The organism is Bacillus sp. M13(2017), assembly GCF_002218325.1.
Classification (GTDB): Bacteria; Bacillota; Bacilli; order Bacillales; family Bacillaceae_G; genus Bacillus_A; species Bacillus_A thuringiensis_K.
Genome location: NZ_KZ268511.1, coordinates 133,147 through 151,068, shown reverse-complemented (window position 1 = coordinate 151,068; position 17,922 = coordinate 133,147). Strand labels below are relative to the sequence as shown.

Here is a 17,922-nt window from a genome sequence, read left to right as displayed (position 1 = left end):
TTATGTATGAACCTTAACGTTGTAAACCGTGAGTTAAAAGTCGGACAGATTAAAATGAACGGTGTATCGTCGTCCGCACTCTTTTTAATTGGAGATGCAAATCTCCTCATTCTATCTTCTATTCTCGATACACCATTTGAAACAGTTACAGAGGGTCCATTTGTACCATTAGTAACAGATGTCGCTCCTACTCCAGGTTAAGGAGACTGAGAAATTATGTTGCATCATGTGTCCATTGTCCAAAATGTTTCTATTATTTCTTTAGGGATTACTGCCGTATTTCAAGTTGGAGATGCAAACCAAATGGAATTAAAAAGTAGAGCTATTGCCGTCCACCGTGAAATTCCTTGTTATATACGGGGAGAAGGTCGCTTTGATGCTTTTGAAATCTTTACAGATGAACACATTACAATTCCAAAACGAACGACAGATGTAAAATTAAATATTGTAAATGAATGTCCTTTTATTGAAGTGAATAACGTTGAATTGCGGACACTTTTAAATTCTGGTTGCTTTCAAATTGGGAATGTTGATTATGCTTTTAATAACTCTCGTATTATGCAAATCCGCCAATATATTACGGATGAACCTTCCGCACAATAATTCATATAGTAATTAAAAAGCTTAGTAAAGTAGGTGGATGGTATGCCTTCGGTTGTAGGAAATCTCGTCGTGCAAAACAGTAACGGCTCTTTCAACTTAGGAGATTTTTATAACGTATCTCCGAAAGAAAACACGAAAGCCTATAACGGATCTGGAGCTTCTAATGTTGGGTTTGTCGTGAATACGTTTAACGGTGTTAGTGCAACAAATACGTTTGATTCTGATGTGGCAGATCAAGATCAGATTGGAACAGCGTAAAAAAAGTAGGAGATATTCTCCTACTTTTTTCTTTTATCTAATTCAAAATTATTAAAATGAAATTTTAATAAGCAAGAGCTTTACTGTCCACAAATAGTGGTATAAACAAGTAAGTAGTGAAGAAGCACTATTTCATTTTATTTAAATGATAACCCGCTCTCCTCCAAAGCCTTCCTAAGCTTCGGCAAAGACGCTGGTCCCATACCATGCATTTTTAAAATTTCTTTTTCACTATATTTTGAGAGTTCTTCTATCGTTTGAATTCCGTGATGTTGCAGCGCATTTCGTGCTGGTGATGAAAGAAGTGAAAGAAATCCTGTTTTCGGCTTCTTTTCTTTCTCGCAAGTTGGGCAAGTTGGACAGTCGCTACTTTTGTAGTATTCATGTCCTTTTTCACACGTTCTTAACGTTTTTTCCGTTGCCATTTTCAAGTCCCTCTATTCTTCAATTTTTACAATATGATTGCCATCAAAGAAGTATAAGCATTTCTCTTTCACAGGATGTTGTAAGCTTTTCTCCAGTGCTTTTGCATATAACGAAAGCTGTACTTTATATCGATCTTCTAAAATTGGTTTTGCTTGTTCAAATCCGCCTGGGAATTTTCCTTCAATCGTATCTGTTTTGAAGTCGATTAACGTAATGCCGTCTTCCTCTTCAATCATGCAGTCGATAACCCCTTGGACAAGAATCGTTTCTTCACTCTTCCCTTGCCAATCTTGATATGCTTCTTCTGCTGCAAGCATCATCGTAAATGGTACTTCACGCTCAACACTTTTCGCCGCTAATACCCTTTTACCTAAGTCACTGTCGAAGAATGAAATTACTTTTTCAATGGCTATTTCTTCCGCCTGCTCGAATGTTAATAATTCCTTATTTACCATTCCAGCAATTTGTTCTTGAAGAACTTCAACCGTAATCGGCTTCTTCAAATCAACATGCTGCATAACGGCATGGACTGCTGTTCCGCGCTCTGCGTACGTTAACCCTTTTTTCTCCATAAAGCGCGGGCGTGTTTTAATTGGTGCACGTAGTTTTTTAATAAAGGCGTTATCGCTACCTTCTTCAGATTGATAATTTCTCTTTATTTCTGTAACAGATTGCTTCGCGCGATGAGATGTCGCATCCTCATATCCGTACTTCCACATTAATCTGTCGTACACTTCTTCTTTCCGTTCACTTTGCAGGGGAACAGCCTTTTTCTCACGAAGCGCTTCTAACAATTCTTGTTTCTCTTCTTGAACTGGCTCTGGTGCAAGTAGCGTATTACCGTCCACAACTTCTACTTTCCAGCTAGTGTCATACCCGTAAATTTCATCTGGAATACTTCCTTGTCCTAATTCAAGAAGTATTTCACTATCACGGTGTCTATATAATGAAGGTGCAATCCAGTCTAAATAACAAGACGCTCCGGCACGTATATGATCTGGTAATAACCATTCACTATGCTCCCTCGCATCAAGCCATTTTTCCATTTCCTTATTTGCATCCTTAACTGTTCCAATTAAAATTAACTTCTCTTTCGCACGCGTCAATGCTACGTATAGTACGCGCATTTCTTCCGCAATTAATTCCATTTTCATTTTACGCTTAATCGCAAGCTGTGATAATGTTGTATATTTAATTCGTTTGCGCGGATCGATAAATTGCGAACCGAAACCGAAATCTTTATGCAATAAGAAACGTTTCATTAAGTCTTGTGTATTAAAACGACGACCGAGTCCAGCTACAAATACAACTGGGAACTCTAGCCCTTTACTTTTATGAATCGTCATAATGCGAACAACGTCTTCTTGTTCACCGAGGGCCCTCGCCGTCCCCATATCATCACCGCGTTCTAAAATACGTTCAATAAAACGTAAGAAACGGAATAATCCTCTAAATGATGTTGCTTCATATTGTCTTGCGCGGTCATATAGTACGCGTAAGTTTGCCTGCCTTTGCTTTCCAGCTGGTAAACCGCCAACGAAGTCGTAATAACCTGTCTCACCGTACACTTTCCAAATTAAATCAGAAAGTGATTGTTGACGTGCAAATTCACGCCATCCTTGTAGTAAGTTATAAAACCACTCTAATTTATCATGAAGTTCTTGCTCCTCTTCAAGCGGTGCCCCTTTTAAGAATGAGCTCATTACTTCATAAAACGAGCCTTTCTTTCCATGAGCACGAAGCATTGCAAGTTCTTCATCGTTTAATCCAACGATCGGGGAACGAAGTACAGCTGCAAGCGGGATATCTTGCATCGGATTATCAATAACGCGGAATACGTTCATCATAATATTTACTTCCGTCGCTTCAAAGTAACCAGTCGCGAGGTCAGCATATACTGGAATTCCTTGTAATTTTAACTCTTCCATAATTTGCGGGGCCCACGGCATGGAGCGAAGTAAAATAACGAAGTCGCGGTATTGTACAGGGCGCATACTATCCGTTTTACGATCATATACTTCATAACCTGAATCGACCATCGCTTTAATACGCTGCGCCATAAGGCGAGCTTCAAGCTGTGCCTTTTCTACTTCCGAACCTTCTTCACCGTCTATTAATTCTTCTTCTGTTTGCTGAATGCATAGTAGTTCAGCCGCTACATCTTCACCTTCTGGATAGGTAGCACCTAGCTTTAGTTCAGCGTCAACATCGTAGTCAATTTCCCCAACTTCTTCGCCCATAATTTGTTTGAAAATAAAATTCGTACCTGCTAGTACTTCATGACGACTACGGAAGTTTTTCGCTAAGTCAATCTTCATTCCGCCACCCAATCCTTCTTGTGTGAAGCGTTTATATTTTCCTAGGAATAGTCCTGGTTCGGCTAGTCGGAAACGATAAATCGACTGCTTTACGTCACCAACCATGAACAAGTTCCCTGCACTCTCAGAATCTTTCGTTACGAATTTAATAATGGATTCCTGTACAAAATTCGTATCTTGATATTCATCGACTAATACTTCAGCAAATTTATTACGATATTGGAGCGCCACTGCTGACGGATTCATTTCACCATTTTCACTTGGTTCACTTAAAATTTGTAAACAGAAATGCTCTAAATCTGTGAAATCGACCATTCCTTTATCTCGCTTCATCGCTTGGAAACGCTCTGTAAATACTTTTACAAGTTGAACGAGCTTTTCTAATACTGGGTGCATATCTTGAAAATCTCGTAAGAAACTTTCAGGTTTGCGGCTAAATAGCTCTTCTTGTAATTTCTTCACTTCATCTTTCGCTTTATTACGAAGAGAGTCTACTTGTTTTACAATATCCTCGTTATAATCACTTTTCTTAATGCGCTTTAACGTTTGCCACGATACGTTTTGCATCGCTTCATACAAACTTGTCCACGATTCACGAGCAGCTGATGATAGCGTTCCAAGTAAAGCTGCATCTGCTTGCAACGTTTCAACGCGAGGCGCTGGACCGTCAGGAAGCATTGCGAGCTCCGTCGCTTTACGAATATGCTGTTCCGCTGTTTCAAGCTGGAATTTCACATCTTCTAATAAGTAAGAAGCGTACACTAAATCTTCAATTGTCTTTCCTTCTACGTCATATGCTTCTACTAATTTATCGAGCCATTTTTCCGGATTTGGATGCGCTCTTGACTCTGTATGAAGCGCTAAAATCATACGTTGTAAGTCATCATCACTACGGTCACTCGTATAACGATCAACAAGTTCAAAGAAGATTGTATTATCTTCGATTCCGTACTCTTCTTCTAATATGTCATCTAGCACTTCTTCTTTTAACAATTCATTTTCTGTTTGATTCGCAATACGGAAACGAGGATCCACATCAAGCATGTAATAGTATCCTCTAATTACTTGTAAACAAAAGGAATGAATCGTCGAAATAGAAGCTTTATTTAATAAGCTCAGCTGCTTTCTAATGTGCTGAGAGCCTGGCTCATCAATTAATACTTTTTCTAACGCTTCCCCAATTCTGTTTTTCATCTCTTGCGCCGCTGCATTCGTAAATGTTACAACGAGCAGGCGGTCGACATCGACTGGATTCTCTTCATTAATAATCTTTTTAATAATACGTTCAACTAATACTGCTGTTTTACCTGATCCAGCTGCAGCCGCAACTAAAATATCACGTCCGTTCGCTACAACAGCTTTCCACTGGTCATCTGTCCATTGACTACCTTCTGGTTTTTTAGGCCAATTTTCTATCATTCTCCGCCAACCTCCTCTCTTATTTTCTCCATCGCTTCGCTATCTTTCATATCTTTTAACGATCGGAACTGATTATCTTCAAGTGACTCATCAAATTGACAAACAGATTTGAAGTTACAGAACGTACATGCTGCTTTATTTCCCATTTTATAAGGAGCAATATCGATAACACCTTCTGTAATATCTTTTCCGATATTTTCAAACGTATGGTGTACATATTTTTGCAGTACGTTAAACTCTTGCTCACTTGCAATACTTGAACGCGCACTAAAGCTACCGTCTTTTTTCAGGCCAGCAGAAATAATATCTGAACTTCCTGTTGAAAGTTTGTTATCCATTAAACGAACAACGTCAGCATCTCCTAATACGAGTCCTTTCATTTTAAATTTCTTTAAAATTTCTTTTTCAATTTCAGCTTCAGATGCGTCACCTTTCATCTCAACGATTGGGTTATGAATATGAAAATACAATACACCAGCTGGTGATGCTGTGTGACCTTTTTTCATCCAGGTCTGTGCATTCGAAGTAACAACATCTAAATACGTTAACATTTGAAGTGCTAATCCGTAATACACTTCCGTTAAATCTAACGCTTTTGAACTTGATTTATAATCAATAATACGTAAGAACGTCCCGTTTTCATCTTCTGCCTTATCAACACGGTCAATACGGCCGACTACTTCCATCTTCACACCATTTGGTAGTGAGAATTCCATCGGCGGAAGTGGCCCTGTACCGCCCATACCGAACGGCACTTCTAAATCAACTGGTACGAATCCGCTCGACTTCGCATGTTCACGAAGAATGATTGACGTACGGAAAATGATTTGTTGTAGTTTTTGTTTTAAATAGAAATGACGGTTTGAACTTAATAAAATTTGTCGTTGTAATAACGGTGCGATTTCTTCTATTACTAAAACAGAAAGATGCTCACACTCTTTTATGGATAAATCCGCCCAAGTACGGTTTTCACGCAATAACTTGTCCGCAATTTTCTTTAATGCCGCATGGAATAATTCGCCGATATCTGGCGCATCAAGCTTGAAAATATCACGCTCTCTAAGCGATAAACCGTGCTGCGCAAAATGAGCGTATGCACAACGGTTAAATAGTTCCATACGGGAGACGCTTCCTTTAATTATATCTCCATATAAATCTCTACTTACTGCTGTACTTAGTTTCTTCGCACGATTTCGATAGAATAAACTTGATAAGACGCGGCTACTTTTTTGTTTCCATTCATCTGAAGTTACGTAGAAGTTGTATACGTCCCACCAAAAGTCTAAATTCCCTTCAAATCCGTATCGCTTCCACGTTTGTAGTTGCTGCATAACGTAAGATAACGTTACTTCTGGCGTTGCTACGTATGAAATTTGTTCTGAACGTGATAAATCATTTACGTCATTCGTAATAAATGAATCTTTCACATTAGGGAACATTCTTTTTATTTTCTTAATAAAGCTAGACGCAAGTAACGTCTTTCCTTCTTCATCTGCAAGCGGGCATGAAATGTATAACTTCTCAGATGCTCTCGTTACCATTTGATACATAACGAACTGTTCTTCTAACAGAGTTTGTCTCGTCGTTGGCGCTAATTCAATTCCTGCCGCACCAAGAACTTCTCTTTCCTCATCAGAAAGCATACCTTCATCCATAGGTGCTGCTGGAATAACCCCCTCATTTACACCTATAATAAACGTTGCTTTCACGTCAGATAACCTGGAGTGATCAATATTAGCAATTAATACTTGGTCTAATGAAGGCGGAATATTAGCAAATTTAAGTGCCTCAAGACCTGTCGACATAACGTCCGTAAACATAGAAAGAGACATTTTCTCATCACCAAGCATCTCTACAAACGTATCAAGAAGGCTCATTACCTCTTCCCATACTTGTTCATGATCTGTCGCAAATAAGAAATCTCCACTTTCTTCTGCACGTATACGTAATTCTTCTAGTTTCTTTGGAACATCCAGCTCTTCTAAAAATAAGTAAACTGCTTCACACATTTGCATAACTGTTCCTGCACGCTTTAACCTTTTTTGCATGCGAATAACAGGTGTTCTTACAACGTCACGTAGCCTATTTATTTTCTCTTCCATTTCACGTTCACTGTCTGTGATCATCCCGTTCGTATCATCAAGAGAACGATAACGGCGATACATCCATGGATCCTCTGAAGTCCATCTCTTTCCTTGTACACCGTACGCTAAACAGTAATTTTCAAATTCATCCATTTCTTCACGCATCATTTCTTTTCTTACGTCTAATGGATATAAAAGCTCTGTTTTCACGCAGCGGAACACCGCATCATAACGCCAATTCCCACTAATAATCTCGAGTGCAGAACGAATACATTCTACTAATGGATGGTGTGACATCGGGCGCTTTTCATCGATGAAGTGCGGGATATTGTAATCTGTAAATAACGTTCGCATCACATCGTAATAACTTTCCCCATTACGAAGAAGTACTGCAATATCTCGGTAACGATATTTTTCATCCGCAACAAGTTTACGAATTTCACGAGCAACACCTTCTACCTCCGCTCGTAAATTCGCAGCTGTACTAATCGTTACACTCGCTTCATCGTTAAATTTTTCATTCGGACGCGCTTCATAATGAGCTTCTAAATGCGCTAATGCTGGAGAATGAAAACGCGGCTGTTCCATAAGTGGAATTGTTTTTTCAATTTCTATTTTTTCTTCACGCGCTACTTGTTTTATTTTTTCATACGTTACCGTCGTTTCATAAAATAAATCGAGTTCATTTACTGGCTGCGCTAACGTTTTTTCATCTATCGTTAACGTGATCGTAACTCTCGCTCCGCAAATCATAAGCTGTCTTACAATCTCTAACTCTTGCGGGGAGAATGAATGAAATCCATCTATATAAATTTCCGCACCATTTACATATTCAGACTGCGGAAGCTTTTCCACTAGCAATTGCAAGTAGTCTTCTGAATCTAAATATTTTCCGATTAAAGCACGTTCAAAATCATCATATAGTAGTTGTAAATCATACACTTTATTCGCTAATAGCTTTTGCTCGGCACTGCTACTATGCGCATCTAATTGTTGCCACATTTCATATACGTTAGATGGCGTTACATTGTAACGTTTAAACTCTGCAATCATACTGCCCAGATGTTCAAAGAAACCGTTTTGCTCCGCTGCTTTTTGGAACACCGATAACCCATCTTTACGAGACTCTACAATTTTACGAAGTAACATATGTACACCCGCTTCATCAATATGAAGACGACTCGCTCCGCCAACTTCTTGTAGTACCTTCCACGCTAATCGTGAAAAACTAAAAACTTGTGCCCGAATAGAACCTCTTACATCCTCACTTCCAATTAACGCCTGCTGCGTCTGGAATGTCATCTGTTCTGGCACAAGATATAATATTGTTTCCCCTCTCGGGCGCTGTTTTAACTCTTCTTGCACTTCGTGTAAACAAAGTGTACTTTTTCCACTTCCCGCTCTACCAATCACAAATCGAAGTGACATGTAACCCCACCTTTCACTTACATAACGAACGTTAGTTTGCTACTATAATTGTATTATAGGACACGAAAAAAGACAAACGGAGTAGTTTGCCTTTTTTTATACTTCTACCTATTATATCAACCTTTTGAAAAATTCGTTTGCACCTCTTGAATTGGCCAATATCGTAAATCAACTTTACCGACAACTGTATCAGCTTTTACAAATCCAAAGTGTCTACTATCCCAGCTCCCGAGGCGGTTATCACCTACTACAAAAATATATCCAGGTGGCACCGTTTTTTCCTTAGTTAACTCTTCTAGCGTAAAGTCACCTGTTAGTTGTCGTCCATTTATCTCCTTCTTATATTTCTCTAAATAAGGTTCATCCACGAATTGTCCGTTTATATATAATTTATCATGCTTATATTCAATATGATCTCCAGGTAAACCGATAATCCGCTTTACATAGTCCTCTTTTTTATTCGCATGAAACACCACAACGTCAAATCTGTTCAAGTCCCCAACTTGATAACTCACCTTATTTACAACGAGCATATTGCCATCTTGTAATGTCGGCATCATTGACTTCCCCTCTACAACGTACGTCGAAAAGAAAAACGTTCGAAAAAATACAGCTAATAATACACCAATTAAAATTGTTCGTATCCACTCTATGCCTTCTTTTTTCAAAGTTTTCTTCATCTGCTTCTCCCCTTATCCTTTAATACTGAAGCTTTCCTTTACAAAGAAGACTATTCTTAATGCAGTTCTAACTTTACTTCGATTTTCTTACCGACATACCATAAAATAAAAATACCAATCGCTACAATGACTGATTTCACTGGATTATGAATAAATGACATTAAATCATGACCGATATACGTTAAAATAAAAATCATCACAAGTTTTCCGAATGCTAACGCTAGCCCAAACTGTTTTACACTAATTCGGGATAAACCAGCGACAACATTTATTAATGCTGACGGTGTAAATGGAAAACAAAATATAACAAAAATCGGTGCAAATCCTTTTCTTTCAATCCATCCCATTGCTTTTCGTACTCTCTCATGCTTATTTACAAACGAAAAGAAACGACTGCGACCAAAATGGCGGATGATGAAAAAGACAAGTAATGCACCCATTACTGATCCAAGCCATGAATAAAGAAAACCGAGCCAAAAGCCAAATGCAACAGCATTTGCCAGTACAAATACAATAAGCGGTAATGCTGGAATCAACGCCTCTATCATCGGTAAACCAATACCAAGAAGTGGTCCGAACGCTTTATAACTCTCAACAATATGATCCATATTTTCTGGTGAAAAATACTCTTTGATTGTCTGAAAATCCATTCTACACTTTACCCCTTTACTCTAAATACTATCCCTACTGTATCATTGCTTATATGAAAGAGGAAATGGTAGATATGACATATGGAGATGTATTTATTAAAGTTTCCATATCTTTCATAAGAATTCCTTCATTATTTAGCTATGATAATCTATCAATATTCGACAGGACGTGTCGTTCGTTTTGTTATTTAGATTGTTTTTCGATTTTTTATCGGCAAATGAAATTACACTGGTGATTTTCTAGATATATCAATTACAACTCGGTTTCTCTAATATATCGCCTTATCTACAAAGACTGATAAAGTGAAACTTTAATCAGTGGGGATTTTGTTGATCCCCCGCTTAACTTCTTTGCTTTCGCTGAATTTTGAGGTGGGGGTCTTACTGCCCACAAATAGCGGGATAAACAAAAAAAGAATGGGGATTCCCCCCATCCTTTCACACTTCGCCTTCCTTCACAAAATACACACTCTCATAAGCGGGTCTTAATGTTGATTCCTCTTTTTTATCAACCTCTTTAAAACAAGGGCTCCCTTGTTTTTTCCTACGATCTTCATATTCAGTACGTAATTTCGCTGTACGATTTTGTTGATTTTCAAAACTAGTTTTTGATATTTCTAATTTCACAGCAAAACCATTTATAAATCTAATAATAAGATTTCCATCTTTTAATTCTTTGTTACTTTCAATATAAAAATGAGACAACCAAGCGCACTCTTTTCTAGAGTAAGAATAGGTAGGGAAAAAATAAAGTTGATCTGCTGGACTAATCGCAATCGGTGCTTTATGTGTAATATGAGTTAACTCTTTCGTTCCTTCTTTTCTGCCTAAGAAACTAGAGCCATGCTTGCGGCAACTTCTTTCTATAATATCTAGAGGTTTTTGAAATACGAAAAAAGAATCATTCATTTCAACGACTCGCGTAACAATTTTCTTTTCACTTAGAATAACAGGAAGTAAGGCCATCGTATTTTTCGTTACAACATAATTTTCGACATAGCGTTCCACTTTACTTTCCATACTCCATTATCTCCTTTTTTCCATTTATATTAGCAGCTGCATATATAATTTTAGCATCTATGAAAAGGAAATAGCTTACAAGCTCCGCTTTTTTACAGTTTTTTATCATTTATCAAACATTTGTTAAATAATAAAATCACAATATAGTGATTTTTTAATTTTAAAGTTATAAAAACAACATTTATACTACCTATAAATATTTATTATCCCTTCCTATTTTCACATCATTAAAACAATTAACTTTGCTATAATTAAAATGTAAATCCAATATATAGAGGGCCACTATGGAAGAAAAAGAAATCCAACCATCGATTCAAATGAAAAATAGTAGCATCATTATCGTGAAAAACTCAGCTAGTATTATATTCGGTTTATTTTTCATTCTGCTATTCTTTGCCAAACCGTTTCGTAAATCAAAATGTACAGAATGTAAAAAACGTGAGAAGAAAAAATCAGGGCAAGAACAATAAAAGGCCTTCCTTTATGGAATGCCTTTTTACATTTGTAGTATCATTTTATTTATTCTTCTTAACCCTTAAAAAAAACAACTATATTTTCTTCCAAGGTTCTCTACATCTTTTTTGATTTGTAATATGCTCCTTATATAAAACATGAGAAAGAGTATTTGTACTTGTTACCCGCTTTTAATTTTTGTTAAAAAATTAAAATTTGTACATCTTTATCCATCACTAACAATTCGTTAATTAGTTAACTTTGTAATATAAGTTTTGTATATAATTTCATTCAAAAACACAATATATAAGTAGCTAGTTATAATTACATTACTTTTTATCGAATTCCCAAAAGGAGCTGTATACTTATGGATAAAGAAGATCTATTAAGCCAGCAGGTTAATAGCATCCCCTCAGATGCTCTGAATACCCCTAGTAAGGAACAAGAACAACTGTTAGAAACATCATCTCAAAACGTACAAAATTCCAACAACAATGCTAACAAAAAAGATGTTACTCAAGGTCTATCTAGAAAAGATTTCCCCATTTCAACAGAGAAAACAAATTTATAGTTATTTACTATCATACGCAGCAAATGCTCTTGCTGAACTAACTCTTCTACAGAAACTAATACGCATTCCCGATAATTTTTTACCAGTTTTAACATAAAAAAAAGAGAGTTACATATAAAAACAGGCTCTGGAAAAATTTTCTCCACAACCTAAAAAAAGGATGGCATTAGCCATCCTTTTTTCCATCATCAACTATAAAATTATAGTTTGATTACGTTTTTAGCTTGAGGTCCACGGTTACCGTCTTCGATTTCGAAGCTAACTTTTTGACCTTCTTCTAGAGATTTGAAACCGTCAGTTTCGATTGCAGAGAAATGTACGAATACGTCGTTTCCACCTGGAACTTCGATGAAACCGAAGCCTTTTTCGTTGTTAAACCATTTTACTTGTCCTGTTACTGCCATAATTATTTCCTCCTAAGAAAATACAAATTTAAAATTTTTTAGTCTTCCTGTCTAAAAAAAGAATCCACACATTATCAAATACGAAACATAAACTAGTTCTCACATACTTTTTCTCGTTCGTTTTCAGCACTTGATAACATATGGATTGCTTAATTTAACTATTCAACTGACATTATCATAGCACATTAAAATAAAATGTACAATCTTTTTCGAAAATAGAATTTCTAATTTTTAGTATTTCTTATAAAATATAATTATCTCTATTCTAAATAAGGAGGAGTTTATGACCAATAAAATTCCTAAAAAAACATTAAAAAGAATTGAAGAGGATATTGAAAATAATAATCTTGGAAAAGCAAGAGATAGATTGCATGGCCTCATCTTTACATACCCAAATGAATTACATCTTCGAAAACAACTCGGAGATATTTATTATAAATTACAATATCCGGAAATGGCTGGACGTTACTGGTATCTAGAAGAGCATAAAACAGATATTATGCATGAATCATGTTTATTATTTGAAAAATCAATGGGAAATAGTCCTCATCATATTGCACGTGCTTTAAAGTTTAAAGGCGATTCTATCCATATAAAGGGTTTGGATAAAGATAAGCCCTTATCTTCAGTGCAGAAAGAAGTAGTAGAGAATTTAGTTTATGAGTATAAAGAAACATGGCAAGATAAGCTAGTTCCTTTTGGCTGTCTAGCATTGCTTGCTTCCCTTCTCTTTTCTGCCATTATTGGTCTATTCACTATTTGGAATTGGATTTTTTAATCACAGGGGGGAATTTTCACATGTCAAACTACGCTAAAGAAGAAAGACTAACAGGGGGAAACGTCTCAAACGTATATCGTTCTGAAAATACTGTTCGGCGAGAGTTAAAGCTAGGCAGTGAAAAGATTCATAAGCTATTGCAACACTTAGAAAACAAAGGATTTCATTATGCTCCAAAGTTTTTAGGTGTAGATGAAAAAGATAGAGAGATTTTATCCTTTATTGAAGGAGAAGCTGGCAATTATCCTTTAAAAGAATATATGCGATCTAATGATGTATTAAAAGAAATCGCAAAGATGCTCCGCCTTTACCATGATGCCGTAAGTGATTTTCCGTTATTAGATGATTGGAAACCGATGGATCACACTCCAAATAACATTGAGGTTTTATGTCACAATGATTTTTCCATATATAACATTATTTTTAATAATGAGAAGCCAGTAGGGATTATTGATTTCGATGTTGCTGCTCCTGGTCCAAGACTATGGGATATCGCTTATACACTCTATACTTGTGTGCCTTTAAGTAGAGTGTATTATACAGAATCTGGTGAAGCCGTTCATTATGACTCATCGCAACATGCAGATCGTATTAAAGAGAGAGTGAATTTGTTCGTTCAGTCCTATGATAAAAATATGGATGAAGATTACTTAGGAATGGTGTTGCTTCGATTAGAAGGGTTATGTACATATATGAAACGAAAAGCGCAAGAAGGCGACTTGAATTTCCAAAGAATGATTGATGAAGGACATCTAGAGCATTATGAGAAAGATATGAAGTTTATTCGTGATCATAGGGCTGAGTGGAGTTGATTTAGTAATAAAGAAAAGTTAGTATTGTTTTTTGCCGACAACTCAATCTCTCTTTTCGAATCTTTTAGAAAATAATAAGGGGCACCCTTCAAAAAGGTGCCCCTTCCTTTTATTTCGTAAACTGTGCTTCTTCTGTAGATCCTTTTAACGCTGTCGTTGATGAAGTTCCGCCCGTAATCACTTGTGCCACTTCATCAAAGTAACCTGTTCCCACTTCGCGTTGATGACGTGTTGCAGAGTAGCCGTGTTTTTCAGCTGCGAATTCTGCTTGTTGTAGTTCAGAGTATGCTGCCATGCCGCGCTCTTTATAGCCACGTGCTAGTTCAAACATACCGTAATTTAATGAATGGAATCCAGCAAGTGTTACGAATTGGAACTTGTAACCGTAAGATGCGATTTCCTTTTGGAAGCTTGCGATTGTTTTTTCATCTAGTTTTTGTTTCCAGTTGAATGAAGGTGAGCAGTTATATGCAAGTAGCTTCCCTGGATGCTCCTTATGAATTGCGTCCGCAAATCGTTTTGCATCTTCTAAATTTGGTTCTGACGTTTCACACCAAACGAGGTCTGCATACGGTGCATACGCTAAACCGCGCGCAATTGCTTGATCAAGACCTGCATTCGTACGGTAAAACCCTTCTGGTGTTCTTTCTCCTGTAATAAATGCTTTATCAACAGGATCGATATCGCTCGTAATTAAATCAGCTGCATCCGCATCTGTTCTTGCAACGATAATTGTCGGCACTCCCATTACATCTGCTGCAAGGCGTGCAGAAATTAAATTGCGTACTGCTGTTTGCGTTGGTAGTAGTACTTTTCCGCCTAAATGGCCACATTTTTTCTCTGAAGATAATTGATCTTCAAAATGCACACCTGATGCACCTGCTTCAATCATACCTTTCATCAGTTCGAATACATTTAATTGCCCACCAAATCCAGCTTCTGCATCTGCTACAATCGGTACGAAATAGTCTGTATCATCGCTTCCTTCCATATGCTGAATTTGATCCGCACGTTGAAGCGTTTGATTAATTCGTTTTACTACAGCAGGTACGCTGTTCGCTGGATATAAACTTTGGTCTGGATACATATGCCCAGAAAGGTTTGCATCAGCTGCTACTTGCCAACCACTTAAGTAAATCGCTTTTAACCCAGCTTTTACTTGTTGCATCGCTTGGTTTCCTGTTAATGCGCCAAGTGCGTTAATATAGTCTTCTGTATGAAGCGATGTCCAAAGCTTCTCAGCACCACGACGCGCTAACGTATGTTCAATATCAATTGACCCGCGCAGGCGAATTACATCTTCTGCCGAATATGGACGTGTGATCCCTTTCCAACGCTCATCTAATTCCCAGCTTTCTTGTAACTTCTCGATTCTTTCGTTTTTCATTTGTTCCATCCCCTTTTCATTTTTTATAAAATTTCATAACCCGGTAATGTTAAAAATGGTACGAATTCATCATTCCGAACGAGATTTGTAAACAACGTTGTCGCCTCTTGGAATCTCCCTTTCTTAAAGGCTTCCTTACCAATCTCTCTTTCTATTTTTGCTAATTCTTCTTCTTTTAACTCTTCCATTAATTCAAGCGTAATATTACGACCATCATTTAGTTTTCCACCTTCATGACGAATCCATTGCCATACTTGTGCTCTTGAAATTTCAGCTGTTGCCGCATCTTCCATTAAGTTATAAATGGGTGCTGCTCCCCGTCCGCTTAACCAAGATGCAATATATTGAATACCTACGCTAATATTCATGCGAAGGCCCTCTTCTGTAATCGTTCCCACCGGTACCTCTAGTAAATCGTTTTCTGTTACACATATTTCTTCACGTTTTCTAAAAATTTGATTTGGTGTTTTCATAATGTGATTAAACACTTCCATTGCAACCGGTACAAGTCCAGGGTGGGCAACCCAAGTCCCGTCATGACCGTCTAAAGCTTCGCGTTCCTTATCAGCACGCACTTTTTCAAAAGCTGCTTCATTTGCTTCTGGATTATTTTTAATCGGAATTTGTGCCGCCATTCCTCCAATTGCTGGTGCATTACGGCGGTGACATGTTTGAATTACTTTCAAAGAATACGAACGCATAAATGGCGCCGTCATCGTGACTTGTGCTCTATCTGGTAGTAAGAATTTATTATGATTACGGAAACTCTTTAAAAAGCTAAAAATATAATCCCATCTTCCGCAGTTTAAGCCAGCAGAATGATCTTTTAGCTCATACAAAATTTCATCCATTTCAAACGAAGCGTGAATCGTTTCCAGTAACACAGTTGCTTTAATCGTTCCATTTGGAATGCCGATATATTTTTGAGCAAATACGAATACATCATTCCATAATCTCGCTTCTAAATAACTTTCCATTTTCGGTAAGTAAAAGTATGGGCCGCTCCCTTTCGCTAAAAGAGCTTTCGCATTATGGAAAAAGTACAAGCCGAAATCTACTAAACTACCCGACATATTTTTCCCATCAACTTGCATATGCTTTTCCTCTAAATGCCATCCTCTTGGACGTACAATGAGTACAGCTGTTTTCTCATTTAATCTATATTCTTTCCCTTTATCATTTTCATGTGAAATCGTTCCCTTTACTGCATCTCGTAAATTGATTTGACCTTCAACTGCGTTTTCCCAAGTTGGTGCATTCGAATCTTCAAAATCCGCCATAAAAAGATGCGCTCCTGAATTTAAAGCGTTAATGACCATCTTTCTATCTACCGGTCCAGTAATCTCTACGCGACGATCCTCTAAGTCTTTTGGCAGCTTGGCAATTGTCCAATCCGCTTCACGTATGTGTTTTGTTTCTTCTAGAAACTTCGGAAACTCCCCTGCATCAATTCTCTTTTGTTTTTCTACACGTTTTTGTAAAAGTTCTATGCGGCGCTCATTAAAATTCTCATGTAGTTCCTTCAAAAAACTAAGCACCTCAGGTGTCAATATTTCGTTGTACGCTGGTAACATTTCTCCAACGAGTGTAACCCGTGAAGTTTGCGTCGACATATTAGCATCCCCTTCTTAAACTGTTTTATAACAGATTTGATTTCATGTTTTATATTATATAACAAATCTTCAGAAAAGGAAGTTTTTTTTGAAAATTCATTTCATTTTTTTTCAAAACGTCATTCTTTCGCGCTTTATTTTATAAAAAAAAGGCCGCTGTTATACAACAACGACCTTTTTGTATTATTTTTAAATTTCACTTTGACTAGTTAAACTTTATTACTGCCCTTGTTCCATATCATGCAATATTGCTCTATGTAAAAACTGTGCGTATTGTTCTCTCGTTACCTTCATAGACGGACCGAATTTACCTTCTCCGATTCCCATTGTAATACCATTTGTTTGTACTGCACTAATTGCATTCGTTGCCCATGAATTTGCTGAAACATCATTAAAGTTATGAGATCCTTTTGCCTGTAAGTCAAAAGCATTCGTAAGAACTTGTGCCATTTCCGCACGCGATAACGTTGCCTTCGGTCTAAAGTTTCCATTCTCGTCTCCCTGGAAAATTCCGATTTCCGTTAAAGCCAATATCTCCTCGATAAAGCTTGTTGAATTTTCATCGATATCTCCATATGGGTTTTCATATTCATCTTGTTCTTCCATATCAAACACACGGTAAATTAAAGCTGCAACTTGCTCACGTGTTACATTATCCCCAAAACCGAATATTCCATCACCATATCCCAAAATGATTTCTTGCTCCGCTAATTCATGAATTGCCTCATATGCCCAATGTCCTTTTGGTACATCTTGAAATACAATTGTATTTGTTTTTTGCAACGGTGCACTTTCCGCTTTTACACTATCACTCTCTGCTGAGAATAACACCCCACCCATAATTGTTAATGCTGTAGCTGTTTTTAATAATTTTTTGCTCATCCAATTATCTCCCCAATATGCATATGTTTTTTTTAAAATATACAGAATAAATGGTATAGAGACAATATATTTTTCGACACATTTCGTGACGGTTTTGTGAATCATATTACACATCATGTCTTTTTCATCGGGTTGA

At 37.2% G+C, this 17,922-nt stretch carries 17 protein-coding genes; 7 read left to right on the top strand and 10 right to left on the bottom strand.

Annotated elements, in window-relative coordinates:
* Positions 1 to 6: 6 nt before the first annotated feature.
* The 3 genes from gerPD to gerPF are packed head-to-tail and all read left to right on the top strand — an operon-like array spanning position 7 to position 861.
* Positions 7 to 201 (top strand): spore germination protein GerPD, encoded by a 195-nt coding sequence (gerPD, locus tag CGQ22_RS22990; protein ID WP_001052806.1) that lies wholly within the window; start codon positions 7 to 9, stop codon positions 199 to 201.
* A 15-nt stretch (positions 202 to 216) separates the two neighbouring features.
* A complete protein-coding gene (locus CGQ22_RS22985) occupies positions 217 to 603 on the top strand; it encodes a spore germination protein GerPE (protein WP_000902323.1) in 387 nt (128 codons plus the stop codon).
* A gap of 42 nt (positions 604 to 645) precedes the next feature.
* Positions 646 to 861 carry a spore germination protein GerPF gene (gene gerPF / locus CGQ22_RS22980; protein WP_001141566.1) on the top strand — a complete coding sequence of 72 codons (216 nt, stop codon included), beginning with the start codon at positions 646 to 648 and terminating at the stop codon, positions 859 to 861.
* Between the two features lie 137 nt (positions 862 to 998).
* Here the strand turns inward: gerPF and CGQ22_RS22975 are convergent, their stop codons facing one another.
* From CGQ22_RS22975 to CGQ22_RS22950, 6 genes are all read right to left on the bottom strand, one after another.
* The gene (locus CGQ22_RS22975) at positions 999 to 1,286 is read right to left on the bottom strand and encodes an RNA polymerase alpha subunit C-terminal domain-containing protein (protein WP_074594665.1); all 288 of its coding nucleotides are present in this window, start codon (positions 1,284 to 1,286) and stop codon (positions 999 to 1,001) included.
* Between the two features lie 12 nt (positions 1,287 to 1,298).
* Positions 1,299 to 5,024 carry a helicase-exonuclease AddAB subunit AddA gene (addA, locus tag CGQ22_RS22970; RefSeq protein ID WP_089149402.1) on the bottom strand — a complete coding sequence of 1,242 codons (3,726 nt, stop codon included), beginning with the start codon at positions 5,022 to 5,024 and terminating at the stop codon, positions 1,299 to 1,301.
* Positions 5,021 to 8,536 carry a helicase-exonuclease AddAB subunit AddB gene (gene addB, locus CGQ22_RS22965; protein ID WP_089149401.1) on the bottom strand — a complete coding sequence of 1,172 codons (3,516 nt, stop codon included), beginning with the start codon at positions 8,534 to 8,536 and terminating at the stop codon, positions 5,021 to 5,023. Before addB ends, addA begins: the two co-directional genes overlap by 4 nt.
* A gap of 116 nt (positions 8,537 to 8,652) precedes the next feature.
* Positions 8,653 to 9,216, bottom strand: coding sequence for a signal peptidase I (lepB, locus tag CGQ22_RS22960; protein WP_000751900.1), 564 nt, complete (start codon positions 9,214 to 9,216; stop codon positions 8,653 to 8,655).
* Positions 9,217 to 9,272: 56 nt separating this feature from the next.
* Complete coding sequence (locus CGQ22_RS22955) at positions 9,273 to 9,866, bottom strand: TVP38/TMEM64 family protein (RefSeq protein ID WP_000347517.1); 594 nt, start codon at positions 9,864 to 9,866, stop codon at positions 9,273 to 9,275.
* Between the two features lie 438 nt (positions 9,867 to 10,304).
* Complete coding sequence (locus CGQ22_RS22950; protein WP_000444444.1) at positions 10,305 to 10,886, bottom strand: competence protein ComK; 582 nt, start codon at positions 10,884 to 10,886, stop codon at positions 10,305 to 10,307.
* Positions 10,887 to 11,170: 284 nt separating this feature from the next.
* On the opposite strand from CGQ22_RS22950, the gene CGQ22_RS22945 reads away from it, so the two are divergent.
* Both CGQ22_RS22945 and CGQ22_RS22940 read left to right on the top strand, forming a co-directional pair.
* Complete coding sequence (locus tag CGQ22_RS22945; RefSeq protein WP_000391367.1) at positions 11,171 to 11,356, top strand: hypothetical protein; 186 nt, start codon at positions 11,171 to 11,173, stop codon at positions 11,354 to 11,356.
* Between the two features lie 350 nt (positions 11,357 to 11,706).
* Positions 11,707 to 11,910, top strand: a complete 204-nt coding sequence (locus CGQ22_RS22940; protein WP_000356609.1) for a hypothetical protein — start codon at positions 11,707 to 11,709, stop codon at positions 11,908 to 11,910.
* Positions 11,911 to 12,110: 200 nt separating this feature from the next.
* Here CGQ22_RS22940 and cspA read toward each other — a convergent pair whose 3' ends face one another.
* Entirely contained in the window at positions 12,111 to 12,314 is a 204-nt protein-coding gene (gene cspA, locus CGQ22_RS22930) for an RNA chaperone/antiterminator CspA (protein ID WP_000301523.1), read from the bottom strand.
* 283 nt (positions 12,315 to 12,597) lie between these two features.
* Here cspA and CGQ22_RS22925 point away from each other — a divergent pair, with 283 nt between their 5' ends.
* Positions 12,598 to 13,092 (top strand): DUF6584 family protein, encoded by a 495-nt coding sequence (locus CGQ22_RS22925; RefSeq protein ID WP_089149400.1) that lies wholly within the window; start codon positions 12,598 to 12,600, stop codon positions 13,090 to 13,092.
* Positions 13,093 to 13,112: 20 nt separating this feature from the next.
* On the top strand, positions 13,113 to 13,904 hold the full coding sequence (locus CGQ22_RS22920; protein WP_061883884.1) for a phosphotransferase: 792 nt from the start codon (positions 13,113 to 13,115) through the stop codon (positions 13,902 to 13,904).
* A gap of 109 nt (positions 13,905 to 14,013) precedes the next feature.
* On the opposite strand, the gene aceA is transcribed toward CGQ22_RS22920, so the two are convergent.
* The 3 genes from aceA to CGQ22_RS22905 all read right to left on the bottom strand — a co-directional run bounded on the left by aceA (position 14,014) and on the right by CGQ22_RS22905 (position 17,891).
* Positions 14,014 to 15,291, bottom strand: coding sequence for an isocitrate lyase (aceA, locus tag CGQ22_RS22915; protein ID WP_000787346.1), 1,278 nt, complete (start codon positions 15,289 to 15,291; stop codon positions 14,014 to 14,016).
* Positions 15,292 to 15,314: 23 nt separating this feature from the next.
* Positions 15,315 to 16,904, bottom strand: a complete 1,590-nt coding sequence (gene aceB, locus CGQ22_RS22910; RefSeq protein WP_000107337.1) for a malate synthase A — start codon at positions 16,902 to 16,904, stop codon at positions 15,315 to 15,317.
* Positions 16,905 to 17,123: 219 nt separating this feature from the next.
* Positions 17,124 to 17,891, bottom strand: coding sequence for an S-layer homology domain-containing protein (locus tag CGQ22_RS22905; protein WP_139032722.1), 768 nt, complete (start codon positions 17,889 to 17,891; stop codon positions 17,124 to 17,126).
* Between the last annotated feature and the right edge of the window lie 31 nt (positions 17,892 to 17,922).